The organism is Myxococcus dinghuensis, assembly GCF_024198235.1.
Classification (GTDB): domain Bacteria; phylum Myxococcota; class Myxococcia; order Myxococcales; family Myxococcaceae; genus Myxococcus; species Myxococcus dinghuensis.
In genome coordinates, this window is the sequence record NZ_JAKCFB010000008.1 from 145679 (window position 1) to 161340 (window position 15662).

General features: G+C 70.2%; 21 protein-coding genes. 6 read left to right on the forward strand and 15 right to left on the reverse strand.

Going from position 1 to position 15662, the window contains the following annotated elements; genetic code table 11:
* The first annotated feature begins 120 nt into the window (after positions 1-120).
* Complete coding sequence (locus LZ198_RS14040) at positions 121-624, forward strand: hypothetical protein (protein WP_253972455.1); 504 nt, start codon at positions 121-123, stop codon at positions 622-624.
* A 21-nt stretch (positions 625-645) separates the two neighbouring features.
* On the opposite strand, the gene LZ198_RS14045 is transcribed toward LZ198_RS14040, so the two are convergent.
* Genes LZ198_RS14045 through LZ198_RS14055 form a run of 3 tightly spaced genes read right to left on the reverse strand, consistent with a single transcriptional unit; the run spans position 646 to position 1927 of the window.
* The gene (locus tag LZ198_RS14045) at positions 646-1302 is read right to left on the reverse strand and encodes a hypothetical protein (protein ID WP_253972456.1); all 657 of its coding nucleotides are present in this window, start codon (positions 1300-1302) and stop codon (positions 646-648) included.
* Positions 1299-1613 (reverse strand): DUF1844 domain-containing protein, encoded by a 315-nt coding sequence (locus LZ198_RS14050; RefSeq protein ID WP_253972457.1) that lies wholly within the window; start codon positions 1611-1613, stop codon positions 1299-1301. Before LZ198_RS14050 ends, LZ198_RS14045 begins: the two co-directional genes overlap by 4 nt.
* Positions 1610-1927: an RNA polymerase subunit sigma gene (locus LZ198_RS14055; RefSeq protein WP_253972458.1), complete on the reverse strand. Its 318-nt coding sequence runs from the start codon at positions 1925-1927 to the stop codon at positions 1610-1612. The genes LZ198_RS14050 and LZ198_RS14055 overlap by 4 nt, the downstream gene beginning before the upstream one ends.
* A gap of 93 nt (positions 1928-2020) precedes the next feature.
* Here LZ198_RS14055 and thiE point away from each other — a divergent pair, with 93 nt between their 5' ends.
* The 3 genes from thiE to thiD are packed head-to-tail and all read left to right on the forward strand — an operon-like array spanning position 2021 to position 4200.
* A complete protein-coding gene (thiE, locus tag LZ198_RS14060) occupies positions 2021-2677 on the forward strand; it encodes a thiamine phosphate synthase (RefSeq protein WP_253972459.1) in 657 nt (218 codons plus the stop codon).
* Between the two features lie 21 nt (positions 2678-2698).
* Positions 2699-3463, forward strand: a complete 765-nt coding sequence (locus tag LZ198_RS14065) for a gamma-glutamyl-gamma-aminobutyrate hydrolase family protein (protein WP_253972460.1) — start codon at positions 2699-2701, stop codon at positions 3461-3463.
* Positions 3460-4200, forward strand: a complete 741-nt coding sequence (gene thiD, locus LZ198_RS14070; RefSeq protein ID WP_253972461.1) for a bifunctional hydroxymethylpyrimidine kinase/phosphomethylpyrimidine kinase — start codon at positions 3460-3462, stop codon at positions 4198-4200. Before LZ198_RS14065 ends, thiD begins: the two co-directional genes overlap by 4 nt.
* A 99-nt stretch (positions 4201-4299) precedes the next feature.
* Here the strand turns inward: thiD and dnaB are convergent, their stop codons facing one another.
* The 12 genes from dnaB to LZ198_RS14130 all read right to left on the reverse strand — a co-directional run bounded on the left by dnaB (position 4300) and on the right by LZ198_RS14130 (position 13987).
* Positions 4300-5670, reverse strand: coding sequence for a replicative DNA helicase (dnaB, locus tag LZ198_RS14075; RefSeq protein WP_253972462.1), 1371 nt, complete (start codon positions 5668-5670; stop codon positions 4300-4302).
* Positions 5671-5769: 99 nt separating this feature from the next.
* Positions 5770-6537: a LytR/AlgR family response regulator transcription factor gene (locus LZ198_RS14080; RefSeq protein WP_253972463.1), complete on the reverse strand. Its 768-nt coding sequence runs from the start codon at positions 6535-6537 to the stop codon at positions 5770-5772.
* Positions 6534-7652, reverse strand: a complete 1119-nt coding sequence (locus LZ198_RS14085; RefSeq protein WP_253972464.1) for a sensor histidine kinase — start codon at positions 7650-7652, stop codon at positions 6534-6536. The genes LZ198_RS14080 and LZ198_RS14085 overlap by 4 nt, the downstream gene beginning before the upstream one ends.
* A gap of 11 nt (positions 7653-7663) precedes the next feature.
* Positions 7664-8833: an acyltransferase family protein gene (locus LZ198_RS14090; protein WP_253972465.1), complete on the reverse strand. Its 1170-nt coding sequence runs from the start codon at positions 8831-8833 to the stop codon at positions 7664-7666.
* Positions 8834-9020: 187 nt separating this feature from the next.
* On the reverse strand, positions 9021-9464 hold the full coding sequence (gene rplI / locus LZ198_RS14095; protein WP_253972466.1) for a 50S ribosomal protein L9: 444 nt from the start codon (positions 9462-9464) through the stop codon (positions 9021-9023).
* A 26-nt stretch (positions 9465-9490) separates the two neighbouring features.
* Positions 9491-9868, reverse strand: coding sequence for a 30S ribosomal protein S18 (rpsR, locus tag LZ198_RS14100; RefSeq protein ID WP_253972467.1), 378 nt, complete (start codon positions 9866-9868; stop codon positions 9491-9493).
* A 51-nt stretch (positions 9869-9919) separates the two neighbouring features.
* On the reverse strand, positions 9920-10396 hold the full coding sequence (gene rpsF / locus LZ198_RS14105) for a 30S ribosomal protein S6 (RefSeq protein ID WP_253972468.1): 477 nt from the start codon (positions 10394-10396) through the stop codon (positions 9920-9922).
* 269 nt (positions 10397-10665) lie between these two features.
* Entirely contained in the window at positions 10666-11241 is a 576-nt protein-coding gene (gene pth, locus LZ198_RS14110) for an aminoacyl-tRNA hydrolase (RefSeq protein ID WP_253972469.1), read from the reverse strand.
* A gap of 72 nt (positions 11242-11313) precedes the next feature.
* Positions 11314-11997 carry a 50S ribosomal protein L25/general stress protein Ctc gene (locus tag LZ198_RS14115; RefSeq protein ID WP_253972470.1) on the reverse strand — a complete coding sequence of 228 codons (684 nt, stop codon included), beginning with the start codon at positions 11995-11997 and terminating at the stop codon, positions 11314-11316.
* A 180-nt stretch (positions 11998-12177) separates the two neighbouring features.
* Positions 12178-13128 (reverse strand): ribose-phosphate pyrophosphokinase, encoded by a 951-nt coding sequence (locus LZ198_RS14120; protein ID WP_253972471.1) that lies wholly within the window; start codon positions 13126-13128, stop codon positions 12178-12180.
* Between the two features lie 45 nt (positions 13129-13173).
* Positions 13174-13473, reverse strand: a complete 300-nt coding sequence (gene spoVG, locus LZ198_RS14125; protein ID WP_253972472.1) for a septation regulator SpoVG — start codon at positions 13471-13473, stop codon at positions 13174-13176.
* A gap of 133 nt (positions 13474-13606) precedes the next feature.
* Positions 13607-13987, reverse strand: a complete 381-nt coding sequence (locus tag LZ198_RS14130) for a DUF5658 family protein (protein ID WP_253972473.1) — start codon at positions 13985-13987, stop codon at positions 13607-13609.
* 205 nt (positions 13988-14192) lie between these two features.
* Between LZ198_RS14130 and LZ198_RS14135 the strand changes: the two genes are divergently transcribed.
* Both LZ198_RS14135 and LZ198_RS14140 read left to right on the forward strand, forming a co-directional pair.
* A complete protein-coding gene (locus LZ198_RS14135) occupies positions 14193-14792 on the forward strand; it encodes a thymidine kinase (protein ID WP_323382560.1) in 600 nt (199 codons plus the stop codon).
* Between the two features lie 41 nt (positions 14793-14833).
* Entirely contained in the window at positions 14834-15649 is an 816-nt protein-coding gene (locus LZ198_RS14140; RefSeq protein WP_253972474.1) for a uracil phosphoribosyltransferase, read from the forward strand.
* Positions 15650-15662: the final 13 nt, after the last annotated feature.

Consider the following 15662-nt stretch of genomic DNA (forward strand, 5'->3'; position numbering starts at 1 on the left):
GGGGCTCGGTTATAGGCGGCGCGCACCCTCGGGGGGCTGACTCTGGAAGCGCACGGCGGCTATCTCATTCGAATCGAATCCTTCGGCGGGCTGGAGCTGCTCCGGCTGGCGCGCGAGGCGTTGGCGCTGGATGGCGCCTCCGGGGCCACGGGGCTCCACGTCTCCGTCATCCGCCGCCGCAAGGTCGTGCGGCTCGCGTACGTGGGGCCCTTCACCGCGGGGCGCCAGGGCGCGCACTGGTACGCCGCGCACCATGCGCTCGCCCGGCTGCTGTCCCGCGCCGCCAATGCCACCGTGCAGGCGTACGTCTACGACCCGGACGAGGGCGAGGACGTCATCGCCTACGGCAACGGGCGGCGGGTGGGGGGTGAGCGGGTGGTCTACGAGGACGTGGAGCTGCCCCCGGGCCGTCCGGAGGACGTGGACGACGCGACCTTCGCGCAGATGCAGTCGCGCTGGCCGCTGGGGCACCTGGCCCATGTCTTCGGCGTGGCGCGCAAGGAGCTGGTGCGGCTGCCGCTGGCGCAGCCCTCCCGCGTGTTGGCGCTGGACGGGGCGCCGTCGGACGCGGAGGCGGTGCTGGACGCGCTGCTGCCCGGCCCCGAGGCGCCGCACGCCCCGTGACGCGGGGCGGGTGAGGGCGCGCTACTCCTCGGCGGGGCCGTCCAGCGCGACGAGCGCCTCGCGCACCGGGTTGCTGCGGAAGTACTGACCGAGCACGGCGAAGGTGCCGGCCACCAGCGCGGTGCCGAGCACCGTCATCCCCAGCGCCATGGACGGGGCGATGGTGCCGAGCGTCTGCGCGGCCACCGGGTCCTGGTACTCCGGCTGGCTGGCGAGGGACTGGGCGAGGACCGCGCCCATCCGGCGGGCGACCACGGCCCATTGCGCGCCGTCGATGGTGCGCAGGACGGCGACGGTGATCGCCGCGCGCCCCAGCATCCGCCGCATGGAGTCCCGACGCATGCCGTCCGGGCGCAGCATGCGCGCGGAGGAGACGAAGACGAACGCGCAGGCGATGGCGAGCACGAACAGCAGCAGCGCCCGCGGCTCGCGCATGGGCTCCAGCGAGGAGAAGCGTGTCTCCATGAGCTGCTGCATCACCGACGGGTCGATGCCCAGCAGGGGCACCGCGCCGTCCTCGCTGTCGCGGTGCAGCGAGCGGGCCTCGGAGAAGTGGGCCAGCTCCGCCGCCTCGTTGAGCGCCATCCACCCGGTGAGGGCGGCGAGAATCATTCCGAGGAGCGCCGCGAAGCGGATGCGCCCGGGCAGCCCCCCCGTGCGAGAAGCCGAGACTGTCACCGCTTGCTGGCCTCCACGAAGCGAATGCGCAGGTCCGTGAGCAGTCCGTCGAAGAGCTGCTCCTCGTCCTGCGTCAGGTTGCCCCGGGTCTTCTGGCGCAGCATCGAAAGAAGATCCAGGTTCTGCCGGGCCAGCGGCAGGTCTCTCGCCGTCTGGCCCGTCTCCGGGTTCGGCGCGTCACCCAGGTGGATGAGCACCGCGGTGCCCAGCCCCATGATGAACGTGCTGAGGGAGATGGCCTCCTCGGACGCGGAGCGCGCTTCCCCCCGCATCACGAAGGTCTCGCCGCGCTTCTCGTCCTGGGGGCTCATGGAGTCTGCGGCTCCTCGCCCTCACCGCCGCTGGCGGGGGACTCGGCCGCGTCGTCGGAGGAGGCCTCCGCGGAGTCCGACGAGTCCGAATCCTCGGCGTCGTCGGTGTCGTCCTCCTCGTCGTCGATATCGTCCTCGTCGTCGTAGTCGTCGACGTCATCCGCCATCGACGTCTCCACCGGCGTGGCCTTGTCCGCCACGTCCGGCAGGCCCTTGAGGTGGCGCTCGAGCGCCTTCTCGTCGAGCTGGCCGGAGCGCAGGTACCGCTCCGCGGTGCGCTTGTCGAGGTACTTGGGGTCCACCGTGTCCGCCATGTTTCAAATCCTCAGAATTGCTTGGAAAACAGCGCGCCACCTTATAGCAGAGGGGCCGCCTGTCAACGCCGCCGTCCTGCCTGTCTGGTGCCGATGAACGTCTCGCGCCGTCCGCTGCTTCCCCCCGGGCCCTATCTGCTGTGCGACGACACCGTCCTGCCGGACGTGCCGCTGGTGGGCAAGGCGGAACGGCTGCTGGCGGGAGGCGCGCGTGTGCTGCAACTGCGCATGAAGCGCACCCCCGTGCGGCAGGCGCTGGAGGCCGCGCGGGCGATCACCGCGTCGTGCCGGGCCGCGGGGGCGCTGTGCCTGGTGAACGACCGGGTGGACCTGGCGCTCCTGTCGGGCGCGGACGGCGTCCACGTGGGGGACGAGGACCTGCCCGCGGAGGACGCGCGCGCGTTGCTCGGGCCGGACCGGTTGGTGGGCGTCACCGTGCGCGGCGTGGAGGGGGCGAGGGCGGCGCGGGAGGCGGGTGCGGACTACGTGGGCCTGGGCCCCGTCTTCGCCACGACGACGAAGCAGGTGCCGGCGCGGGTGCTGGGGTTGGAGGGGCTCGCACGGGTGGTGCGGGACAGCCCGCTTCCGGTGGTGGGCATCGGTGGGGTGGGACTGGAGAACATCGCCCGGGTGGCGGCGACGGGGGCGCATGGCGCGGCGGTGGTGTCCGACGCGCTGCTCGCCCAGGACATCGCCGAGCGGGTGCGGCGGCTCGCGGGTGCGTTTGAACAGGGGCGAGTGGGGAAGTAGGGTCGACCGACGGACTCCCCCATGAACAATCATCCGCGTCACCACGGGCAGCCGCCTCGGCGCCCCAACATCGGCATCACCCCGGACTGGGCCCAGCCCGAGGGGCAGCCCTTCGCGCGCTACGAGTTGAAGGTGCCCTACGCGGACGTGGTGTTGCGCGTCGGCGGACTGCCCTTCGTGCTGCCGTATTCGGACGACCCGACGTGCGTGGACGCGTACCTGGACCGCATCTCCGGGCTGCTCGTCACCGGCGGCGCGTTCGACATCCCCCCGGAGGCGTACGGCGAGACGGCGCGCGAGGGGCTCGGCGTGCTCAAGGAGGGGCGCACCGCGTTCGAGGCGGCGCTGATGAAGGGCGCGCTCAAGCGCAACATGCCGGTGCTGGGCATCTGCGGGGGCATGCAACTGCTCAACGTGGTGCTGGGCGGCACGTTGTTCCAGGACATCGGCCGCGAGGTGCCGGGCTCGCGCGTGCACGAGCAGCCGCACGACCGCACCCAGCCACAGCATCCGGTGGACGTGCGCAGCGGCACGTTGCTGGCGGAGGCGGTGGGGCACGGGCAACTGATGGTGAACTCCACCCACCACCAGGCGGTGCGCGCGCCGGGCAAGGACGTGAGCATCAGCGCCATCGCGCCGGACGGCGTGGTGGAGGCCATCGAGTCCACCGTGCACGGCTTCGCGGTGGGCGTGCAGTGGCACCCCGAATACATGTCGACGACGATTCCCGTGCACGTGGGGCTGTACAAGTCCTTCATCCAGAAAGCGCGCGAGCACCGGCGGTGAATCCCCGCGTCGTGCTGCTGGCGGGGTTGGAGCCCACGGGAAGGGCGGGGCTCCTGGCGGACGTGGCCGCGGTGCGGGCCCGGGATGGGCAGCCGGTGGCGGTGCCGCTGGCGCAGACGGCGCAGGGGCGCGACACCTTCGCGTGGATGGCCTCTCCACCGCGTGTGGTCCGGTGGCAGTTGCAGGCCGCGCGTGAGCTGGGCCCGGTGCACGCGGTGAAGTTCGGCATGGTGCCGGGGCTGGCCCAGCTCGACGCCGCGCGTGAGGCCCTCCAGGGAACGAAGGCGTGGTGGGTGGTGGACCCGGTGGTGCGCACGTCGCGCGGCGAGCGGCTGTCTCGGCTGTCCGCGCGGCGATACCTGTCGCTCGCGGGGCCTCGTGTCGTGCTCACGCCGAACCTGGACGAGGCGGGGTGGCTGCTGGGCCGCGCCGCGCCGGCCGACGTGGCCGAGGCCGAGGTGGCGGCACGAGAGTTGGTCGCGCACGGCTTCTCCGCGGTGCTGGTGAAGGGAGGGCACCTGCCGGACGTGCAGGGCCTGGCGGATGTACTGGCGACGGCGGAGGGGACGCGAGTCCTGCGAGGCCGGCGGCTGGAGCGCGCGCCAGGGCGGCGGGGCACCGGGTGTCGGTTGGCCTCGGCCCTGGCGACGGAGCTGGGGCGGGGCGCGCCGATGGAGGACGCGGTGCGGGCCGCGCGGGCCCTGGTCGTGCGCTACCTGCGCACGGGACGCGAGTGACGCGGCCCCGGCCTGGACCTGGCGGCGAGGTGGCGTCGCGCCCGTATCCCGCCCCTGTCGAACGAGGAGTGGCGCCGAGGCCGAGGCGCCTGGGGACGGCTATTCGGGGCCGCGGCTGCGGCTCTCGAAGCGGGTGTATTCCGCGAGGAACACCAGGTCCACGGACCCGATGGGGCCGTTACGCTGCTTGGCGACGATGAGCTCGACGGGGATGACGGTGTTCGACGTCGCCTGGGGCTGGCCCTCGCCGCCTTCTTCCGTCTCCTCGCGGTGGATGAACATCACCACGTCCGCGTCCTGCTCGATGGAGCCGGACTCACGCAGGTCCGAAAGCATGGGCTTGCCACCCTTGCGCTCCTCCACCTTACGGCTCAGCTGACTGAGCGCGATGATGGGCACCTCCAGCTCCTTGGCGAGCTGCTTGAGCGCGCGGGAGATTTCGGCGACCTCGAGCTGACGGCTCTCCACCTTGCCCTTCTGGTGCATCAGCTGGAGGTAGTCGATGACGATGAGCGACAGGCGCGGGTCCTTCTGCTTCACGCGCCGCGCCTTGGCGCGCAGGTCGAACGGGGACAGACCACCCGAGTCGTCGATGTAGATGGGCGCGTTGTAGAGCGCGCCGGCCATCTCCTGGAACTTCTCCTCGTCGTGCGGCGAGAGGCGACCGCCGCGCAGCTTCTTCATGTCCACGCGGGCGGTGGACGCGAGCAGACGCATGAGGAGCTGGTCGGCGGGCATTTCGAGGCTGAAGATGCCGACCGCCTTGTTCTCCTTGAGCGCCGCGTGCACCGCGATGTTCATGGCGAACGACGTCTTGCCGATACCGGGACGCGCCGCGAGGATGATGAGCTCGCCGGCGTGCAGGCCCGTCAACTGGTTGTCCAGGTCGAGGTAGCCGGTGGACAGGCCCGTCACGCCCGTCGCCGCCGACTTCATCTTGTCGAGCAGGTCGAGCGTCTGCTCCATCAGCTCGCTGACCGGGCGCAGGTCGCCCTCGCGCTTCTTCTCCGCGAGGAGGAACACCTTGCGCTCGGCCTCGTCGAGCAGCACCTCCAGCTCGCCCGTCTCCTGGCTGGCGAGGTCCTGGATTTCGCGGCCGACGTTGGCCAGCCGGCGACGCAGCGCCTGGTCCTTGACGATGTTCGCGTACTGGACCGCGTTGGACGCCAGCGGCACCACCTGATCCAACCGCATCAGGTAGGCGGGGCCGCCCACCGCGACCAACTGGCCCAGGACCTTCAGCTCCTCGGCCAGCGTCAGGTGGTCGACCTGCTTCTGCTGGCCGTCCAGGCGGATCATCGCCGCGAAGATCTGCGCGTGCGCTGGACTGGAGAAGTCATCCGCGTGGACGACCTCACCCACCGCGGCGATCAACGAGTTGTCCGCCAGCACCGCGCCGAGTACGGCGCGCTCCGCCGCCAGGTCCTCGTGGACCTTGCGACCGTCCTTGAGGTCGAGAGTGTTCTCCATGGCTGCCCGTCCACTCTACAGGCAGCTCTGACATGGCCAAGTTTTGCGCCACAGACCTGTAGCGGCGGGTGGGGCGAGGAAGGTCCACCTGTGCCCGGGTCAGCCCTCCATGCCCCACCGCTGGAGGAAGGCTTCACGCCATGTCCGGCTGAGCACCACCGTGGAGCCGTTCTTCAGGACGAGGATGCCGTCTCCGTGGGTCCACGGCTCCAGCCGGGCCACGGCGTCCAGGCTGACGATGTCGCCCCGGTGGACGCGGACGAAGCGCTCCGGGTCCAGGCGCTCCTCCAGGGCCTTGAGGCTCTGGCGCACCAGGTGCTCGCCCTGGTCGGTGTGCAGTCGCACGTACTTGTCCTCCGAGGACAGGCGCCACACCGCGTCCAGGCGCAGGGGCACCCACGCCTCGCCCACCTTCACCACCAGCCGCTCCAGCGGGCGGCCGGGCCGGGAGGCCACTCCCTCCAGCAGGGCGTGGAGCTGCTCGGCCCGGGCGCGTCCTCCCCTCAACTGCGCGTGGACCTTGTCGAGCGCGCGCGTGAAGCGCTCCGCGTCATAGGGCTTGAGCAGGTAGTCCACCGCGTGCGCCTCGAAGGCCCGCAGCGCGAAGGCGTCGTGCGCGGTGGAGAAGACGACGGCGGGGCAGGACTCGGCGCCCAGGGCCTCCAGGACCTCGAAGCCGGTGAGGCCCGGCATCTGCACGTCGAGGATGACCACGTCCGGCGAGAGCGCCTCGATGCGCGAGAGCGCCTCCGTGCCGTCCGTGGCCTCCCCGGCGAGCACGAAGCGCGCGTCGTCCGCGAGCAGCCGCTTCACCTTGGCCCTCGCGGGGGCCTCGTCGTCCACCACCAGGACCCGGAAGCGCGTCACGCGGCCTCCTGCCGGGGCAGACACAGCGTCACGCGCGCGCCGCCTTCGGGCCCTCGTCCGCGCTCCATCCGGGCGCGGCCGTCATGCAGCAGCGCGAGCACCCGCTCCAGGTGGGACAGGCCCACGCCATGTCCCCGCGCCGGAGAGGTCGCGCCGAAGCCGCGCCCCGTGTCCTCCACCTCGAGCCGGAGGCCTGTGGCCTCGCTCCGGGCGCGCAGCCGGACCTCCAGGGGTTCGCGCCGGTCCTCGTTGTGCTTCACCGCGTTCTCCACCAGCGATTGGAGCGCGAAGCTGGGCACGCGCACGTGCTCCAGCCCCGAGGCGATGTCCCAGCGCACCACGACGCGCTCGCCGAAGCGGGCCGTCACCAGCGACACGAAGCGCTCGGTGTGGGCCCGCTCCTCGGCGAGCGTCCACGTGGCCTCGCGCCGCTCCAGGCTGGCGCGCAGCAACTGGCCCAGGTCGCTGAGCAGCTTGTCCGTGCGCGCGAGGTCCTCGTACATGACGGAGCTGACGGTGTTCAGGGCGTTGAAGAGGAAGTGGGGCTGGAGCTGCCCGGTGAGCGCCTGGAGCCGCGCCTCGCGCAGCTCGCCCTCCAGCTCCACCGCGCGCAGCGTCCGCGCGTGCTGCTCGCGCCACGCGTTCAGCAGCACCTGGAAGCACACGACGAGGACGTAGACGATGAGGTCCTTCTGCAGCTCCATGGGCAGCCGGAACGCCAGGGGCCCGTAGTCGTACGCCCCCCAGCCCATGAGCCAGTAGATGGGCGCGCGCGTGCCCATCATCAGCAGGATGTGGACGGTGCCGTACAGCGCGTAGCCCAGCGCGTGCAGCCCGAGGAAGCGCGCCCACCCCACGCGCGGCGACGGCGCGTTGAGCCCCGCCGCCAGGATGAGGGGCATCGACAGCCACGCGCAGAGCGCGCCCGTCAGCTCCCAGACGTAGGCGCGGGAGGCGGGCAGGGTGCTGCCATAGGCGAGCTGGTCCAGCCGCACCGCGGTGCCGTACGACAGCCCCACCACCACGCTGAAGGCGAGCGACAGCAGCACCGGCCGCGCGCGCAGGCGTGGCCACTTCCAGGTGGGGGCTGTCGGTGCCGCGATGGACGGGGCCATGGGAGTCCTCGTCACGCAGTATGCCCCGAGGTCGTCGCCACGGGCCCGGGCACCGGACGCGCCGCCCGGGGCTTCAGGCCGAAGAGCGGCCTCACCCAGGACAGGCGGGCGACCACGTCGCTCAGCGCCCACGTCACCGCGAAGGACACGCCGAGCACGACGGCGAAGTGGAGCCACGGGCCCACGGGCAGGCGCAGCAGGGCGAAGCCCACGACGATGATGACCGTCTGGTGGAGGATGTAGAACGGGTAGGACAACGCCTGGGCGTACCTCAGCCAGGGGCGCTCTCGCCGCACCCCGTGCCGCGCCCACGCGAGCGCCGTCAGGATGAAGGACCACAGCGCCGCGATGCGCCCGAGCCGCTCCGGGACGAGCGGGTACTCGTTGGGCGGCAGCATGACGGCGAACACCCCGGCGGCCACGCCCAGGAGCCACCAGCGGCGCTCCACCAGGACGTCCCACACCCGGGGACAGCGGCCGAGCAGGTGTCCGAGCAGGAACAGCAGGCCGTAGTGACCGAAGGTGTGCGGGTCGTCGAAGAGGGCGTGCGTCTGCGGGTGGCGGAAGAGCAGCAGGTCGTTGACGGCGAGCGGCACCGCCAGCCACGCCAGGTTCGCTCCCCGGCACAGCCAGGCCTCCACCCGGGCGAGCAGGGCCCGGCCGCGCGCCGACTCCAGCGCCGCGAACAACGGCAGCGCGAGCATGCAGTAGACGAAGAGGTACACGACGAACCAGAGGTGGTGCCAGCTCAGGTTGCCGGCGGGATAGGGCACCAGCTCCAGGACGGAGGGATAGAAGGCCGCGTAGCTGCCTTCGAACCGACCCTGGAACACGCGCTCCACGTAGATTTGCGGCGGGACGATGACGAACATCCCGAAGAGCACGGGGACCAGGAGCCGCTTCGTCCTGTCCCAGGCGAAGGTGCCCACCGTGCGCCGCTTCAGCGCGAGCGCCGTGCCCACGCCGGAGATGAGCATCAGCAGCGGCATGCGCAGCAGGTGCATCACCTCCATGGGGGCCTCCAGCACCTCCAGCCGGCCGGGCGCCTTCACGTGCCAGTCCCAGTGGTTGAACATCATCCCCGTGTGGAACAGGTGCAGCAGGAGGATGGCCACCACGCGCAGCCAGTCCAGGTCGGGACGGTGGGCGGTGGGAGAGGGAGACGACGGCGTGGCGCTCATGGGCGGGCCTCCAGGGTGGATGGCCCTGGGATAGGCCCTGGAGCGACAGGCCTCCACGCGCCTGTCGCCAGACGGACCGGGCGCGGCGCGAACCGGACGGGGAGGGCGGCCGCGAAAGGCGAAAGGCCGCCCGGGTTGCCCCGGACGGCCTTCCTGGAACGACTCGGGATGGAGCCGAGCCTTGGGACTACTCGGCCGCGACCTCGACCTTGATCTTCGCCGTCACCTCGCGGTGCAGGCGCAGCTCCACGTCGAAGCTGCCGAGCGTCTTGATGGGCTCGGGCAGGTGGATGGAGCGGCGGTCGATGCCCTGACCCTGGGCCGCGACGGCCTCCGCGATGTCCAGCGCCGTGACGGAGCCGAACAGCTTGTCCTGCTCGCCCACCTTGCGCTTGATGACGACCTTGATGGAGCCGACCTTCTTCGCCTGCTCCTCCGCGGCGCCCTTCTGCTTCGCGTTGCGCGCGGTGATGACCGCCTTCTCGTGCTCGAGCTGACGGAGGTTCTGCTCGCTGGCCAGAACCGCCTTCTTGCGGGGCAGGAGGTAGTTACGGCCGAAGCCGTCCTTCACGGTGACGAGCTCCCCGGACTTCCCGAGGTTCTCGATGTCCTCACGCAGAATGACCTTCATGTTCAGTCTCCTGTGCGGACCGGCGCTCAGCCGACCACCGCGTTGTAGGGGAGCAGCGCGATGCCGCGGGCGCGCTTGATGGCCGTGGCCACCTCGCGCTGGTGCTTCGCGCAGTTGCCGGAGATGCGGCGGGGGATGATCTTGCCGCGCTCGGTGACGAAGTACTTCAGCGTCGCCTGGTCCTTGAAGTCGACCGACGCGTTCTTCTCCGCGCAGAAGCGGCAGACCTTCTTGCGGCTGAAGCCACGGCCACCGCCGCGCTTCTCGTCGTCACCGCCCATGCCACCGCGGTCGCCGCCGCGCTCGGCCCGGTCACCACCGCGATCACCGCGAGGCCCGCCGCCGCCGAAGCCACCCCGGCCACCCGGAGCCGCGCCCGTCTTGCTGTCCATACCGTTGCTCATGAACTTGCTCGTTTCCTGGATAGGTCCCTAAGAGAATGTCCCAGGTGGCGCTCAGGCCTCCTCGGACGACTCCTCCTCCGACTCGCTCGCGGACTCCTCGGAGCTGTCGCCCCGGAAGCCGCCGTCGCGCTCCGCGCCAGCGCCCGGACGCGTCTCCTCGACGTCGCCGGCCAGCTTCAGGTCCTCGAGGACCGGACGCGTGTCGGGATCCACCTCGTCCGCCAGCTTCACGGAGATGTAGCGGGTGACCTCGTCGAGGTTCTTCAGGTTGCGCTCCACCTCGGCCACCAGCCTGGAACCGCCCAGGTAGCTGGCGTGCACGTAGATGGCGCGGGGCTGCTTCGCCACGGGGAACAGGGTCTTCTTCTTGCCCCACACCGTGAAGCGGAGGACCTTGCCACCCTCGCGGTCGACGATGCCACGGACGCGCTCCTTGAGCTTGTCCACGTTGTCGTCCGTCAGGTCCGGCTTGACCAGGAAGATGGTCTCGTACTCACGAAGCCGCTTGGCGGCCTGCGTCTCTGCCATGTTTTCTCTCCCCTTGGGGTCGAGTGCCCCTCGGACCATCCGAGGAGCGGGGAAACGGCGAGTGACCGGGAAGGGCCACCACCGGGGACGGGAAACCGCGCGCCCGTCACCTCCGCGCTACGTCCCGTGTCAGGTTGAACACGGGAAGCTGGAAAAGAACATCCCGCTGGATCACCGTCCGGCGAGCGAAGGGGCCTTCTAGGAGGGGGCCCCCGGCAAGTCAAGCACCCGGAGTGCCGGGCCGTCCGCTCCCGGGCCCGTCCAGGATTTCAGGCCTTCCGGTTGAACCGGTTCATGGTAGTGGCCACGCCGTCGCGCACCCAGGACTCGGCCATGTCCACGCTGCGGCCGATGAGCTCCTCCAACTGGCGGCGCTCGGCGTCGTCGAAGCCGGACAGGACGTAGCCGGACACGCGCTCGCGGGCGTTGGGGCCCTCCGGCTTGCCGATGCCGAAGCGCAGGCGGATGAAGTTCTCCGCGCCCAGGCTGGAGACGATGCTCTTGAGGCCGTTGTGCCCCCCGCTGCCGCCGCCCGCCTTGAGCTGCAACCGCCCCAGGGGCAGGTCCAGCTCGTCGTGGACGACGAGCACGTCCTCCACCGGAATCTTGTAGAAGCGCGCCGCCTCGCCCACGGAGCGGCCGGACAGGTTCATGAACGTCTGCGGCTCCAGGAAGAGGATGCGCTCGCCGGCCAGCGTGCCCTGGCCCACCTTGGCGGCGAACTTCTCCTGGTTGAGCTGCGCGCGCGCGCGCGACAGCAGCGCGTCCACGACCATGAACCCGATGTTGTGCCGGTGCTTCTCGTATTCGCGCCCCGGGTTGCCCAGCCCGCAGATGAGCTTCATGCGCCGCTCCAAAAAGAAACGGGGCCCGCCTCTTCGAGGCCGGCCCCGCGTCCAGGGTACACCCGGGAAGGACTACTTCTTCGCGGGAGCCTTGGCAGCCGCCGCCGCGGGGGCCGCCGCCTTGTCGCCGCCCTTCGCCGCGGGAGCCGCCGCGGGGGCCGCCGCCGCCGCCGCCGCCGGGGCCGCCTCGGCCGCCTCGGGCGCGCTGAGCACGGCCAGGGTGTAGTTGACGTTGGTCTTGATGGAGACGCCGGCCGGCAGCTTCACGTCGTTGACGTGGAGGGCCTCGGCGATCTTCAGCGCCGTCACGTCCACCTCGATCCGCTCCGGGATGGCGTTCGGCAGCGCCCAGACCTCGAGCTCGCGGCGGGCCTGGGTGAGCAGACCACCGTCCGCCACGCCCTGCGCCTTGCCGGTGAGCACGAGCGGCACGTTCACCTTCACCTGCTCGTTCTCACGCACGTCGAGGAAGTCGACGTGGAGGATGTCCCGGCTGACCGGGTCCATCTGGTAGTCCTTCAGCAGCACCTGGTGGGTGCCCGAGGCCAGCTTGAGCTGGATGAGCGTGTTGAACTTGTGCGGCGTGTTGATGGCCACGCGCACGGCCTTCGGGTTCACCGCGATGTGCACCGGCTTGGCCAGGTGCTTGCCGTACACCACGGCGGGGACCAGACCCTGGGTGCGCAGGCGGCGGGCGACGCCCTTGCCGGAACCTTCACGCGCCTGGGCCTCGAGGGTGCTCTTGTCGACGGACATGGAAATGACCTTTGGGATGGGGACCGCGTTGCCACCAGCCGCCCCGGCGCTCTCGGCATCCCGCCCCAGTGGCGGGCCCCGAAGACGTCGCCCTATCCGTGAGGGGACTGATGGTGGGGGCGGGACATGCCAGCCCCCGCGCTCGGAGTCAAGCCGCCCGGCGGGCGGCCGGGCGCTCCGTCAGACGAACAGCGAGCTGAGCGAGTCGGCGCGGTGGATGCGCGCGATGGCCTCGCCGAAGAGGCGCTCGGTGGTGAGCAGGCGGATCTTCCCGCAGGCCTGCGCGCCGGCGGACAGCGGCACCGTGTCCGTGAAGACGACCTCCTCCAGCACCGAGTCCTGGATGCGCTGGATGGCCGGCCCGGAGAGGATGGGGTGGACGGCGTAGGCCACCACCCTGCGGGCGCCCTTGGCCTTGAGGGCGGCGGCGGCCTGGGCGAGGGTGCCGGCGGTGTCCACCATGTCGTCCACCAGCACCGCGTCCTTGCCGGACACGTCACCGATGAGGTTCATCACCTCCGACGCGTTGGGGCGCGGGCGGCGCTTGTCGATGATGGCCAGGCCCGTGTTCAGGCGCTTGGAGTAGGCGCGCGCGCGCTCCACGCCGCCGGCGTCCGGCGAGACGATGACCAGCTCCTGCGGCTCCGCGAAGCGCTTGCGCAGGTCCTCAAGGAACACCGGCGAGCCGTACAGGTGGTCCGAGGGGATGTTGAAGAAGCCCTGGATCTGCCCGGCGTGCATGTCCATGGACACCACGCGGGTGGCGCCCGCGACCTCCAGGAGGTCCGCGATGAGCTTGGCGGTGATGGGCGTGCGCGGCGCGACCTTCCGGTCCTGCCGGGCGTAGCCGTAGTACGGCATCACCGCGGTGATGGAGCCGGCGCTCGCCCGCTTGAGGGCGTCGCACATGATGAGCAGCTCCATCAGGTGGTCGTTGGCCGGAGGGCACGTGGACTGGATGATGAACACATCCTGACCGCGCACGTTCTCGCCGATCTCGACGTGGATTTCCCCGTCGGAGAACCGGTTCACCTCCGCCTTGCCCAAGGGCCGCTTGAGGTACTCGCAGATACGTTGAGCCAGGCCGGGATTCGAGTTCCCGGCGAAGATCTTGAAGTCGCGCGGCTGCATGGTGGGGCCGCTGACTAACCTGGACACGCCCGGATGGGAAGAACGTTAGTCGAGGTCCGCTGGCATCGGACTGAGCAACCCGGCTTGCGCCTGATGAAGGTGCCGCTCGTACTCCATGAGGATCACGCGCTCCATCTGGCTGCGCGTGTCCGCGTTGAGCGGGTGTGCAATATCCTTGTACGTCCCATCCTTGCGCTTCTTCGCCGGCATCGCGATGAACAGCCCCGAGGAGCCGTGGATGACCTTCAAGTCGCGTATGACGAAGCAGTGATCCAGGGTGATGGTGACGTACGCCTTGAGCTTGTCCTCTTCGACCGGAAACACCCGGACGTCGGTGATGTTCATGGTCCCCCCCCGAACCCGAAAGGTCGGAGCTGGCAGGAAGCCTGGGACATACCGGGTGCAAAATGCAAGGGTATGATGCGAGTGAGCGCTCGCCATTGTTCCACTCGCTCACAGTCCAGGTGGGCGCCCGGCCCTACCTCAGGCCTCCTGGCCACTGCAGGACCAGGTGGGTCAGGAACGCCAGGTGGTAGATGACGATGACGCCGTAGACGGCGGCCCCCACGCGGATGGCGATGCGGCTGGCGCGCATGCGGCGGTGAAGACAGAGCAACCACAGCCCCGTGTTCACGATGAGCAGCTTGGAGAACATGAAGAACAGCGGGTGCTGTTCATAAGCCAGACGCATGAGAGGGTTGAGTTCCTCCGCCACGCCCAGTTGGAGGAAGAGCAGGGTGAACAGCCCGTCCATCAGGTTCAGCGTCAGGAGCCCCACCGAGGCCGGGGACGCGTAGAACGAAGCGTTCACCCCCAGCACCCCGCCGCGCACCGGCGGCCCCACCGTCGTCGTCGCCACGCCCCACCTCCTCCGGTCCCGCGATCCGGGGCGACGCCCTTTCAAGGCGCTTGCCACCGTTCTTCCCGGGCTCGGGAGGGGGGCGGCCGGGCGGGCGGCCCCGGTGGCCGGGACGCGTGGGGGCCTCTGGCGGTTGGCGGTTGACTCCCGCGGGGGGGTGACAGACTATCCGCGCCCCTCCGCCCCCAGGCCAGGCGAGCGTCCCGTGCACCAATTCCCCAAAGATATCGGGTGGATAGAGGTCATCTGCGGTTCGATGTTCTCCGGAAAGACGGAGGAGTTGATCCGCCGGATCCAACGCGCCGTCTACGGCAAGCAGAAGGTGCAGGTGTTCAAGCCTCGCATCGACAACCGCTATGACGAGACGCAGGTGGTCAGCCACTCCAGGCTGAAGGTGACCTCCACGCCCCTGGAGCGGGCTGAAGAGATTTTTTACCGGTTGGAGCCCGACACCCAGGTGGTGGGCATCGACGAGGTGCAGTTCTTCGGCGCGGAGGTCGTCGCGGTGGTGGAGGCGCTGGCCAACAAGGGCGTGCGGGTCATCTGCGCGGGGTTGGACCAGGACTACCAGGGCCGCCCCTTCGAGCCGATGCCGCAGTTGATGGCGGTGGCCGAGTACGTGACGAAGGAGCTGGCCATCTGCGTGGTGTGTGGCAATCCGGCCAATCGCTCCCAGCGCATCGTGTCGTCGGGGGAGCGGGTGGTGGTGGGGGCGGCGGGCGCGTACGAGCCCCGCTGCCGCAAGTGCCACCTCCCGGAGCCCGCCGAGGGCACGCCGCCGCAGACGCTCGAGCTGTTCGATTGAGAGCACCCACTCGCCGGCACGGCGCCCGGAGGACCTGACCGATGCGTGACACCCTGTACGCGAACGTGCCGTTCCAGTTGAACGAGATGACCCACCACTATGGACCCCATGTCCACCTGGTGGGAAATCCGTTCCTCTTGTCCCAGTTGGCCACGTTGTGCGCCAAGGGCGTCATCCAGCCGCAGATCAACCGGTTGGTGGAGCTGCTCTACACGGACCTGGTGAAGACGGTGGTCAACGCGGAGTTCCCGCGGAAGATGGTCAGCCTGCCCACGCGGATGATCGACCACACGCCGCAGGGGCTCTACCAGGGGGAGGTCATCGACCCGCAGGTGCGCGTGGTGACGGTGAACATCGCCCGGGCGGGCACGCTGCCGTCGCAGGTGACGTACGACCTGCTCAACGAAACGGTGGACCCCTCGGTGGTGCGCCAGGACCACATCATCATGAGCCGGATGATCGACGCGGCGCAGGCCGTGGTCGGCTCGCAGATCGGCGGCGCGAAGATTGGCGGCGACGTGGACGACGCGTTCGTCCTCTTCCCGGACCCCATGGGGGCCACGGGCGGCAGCCTGTCCACGGCGATCACGCTCTACAAGGAGAAGGTGCCCGGGCGTCCCCGGCGCATCATCACCCTCAACCTCATCGTCACGCCGGAGTACCTGCGCAAGATGACCACGGACCACCCGGACGTCATCATCTACGCGCTGCGGCTGGACCGGGGCATGTCCCCGCCCGAGGTTTTCGGCACCGCGCCGGGCGCGCTCTGGGAGAAGGAGCGGGGCCTGGATGACCGGCAGTACATCGTCCCCGGAGGCGGTGGCTTCGGGGAGATCATGAACAACGCGTACGTGTAGCGCGGAGGCGGCC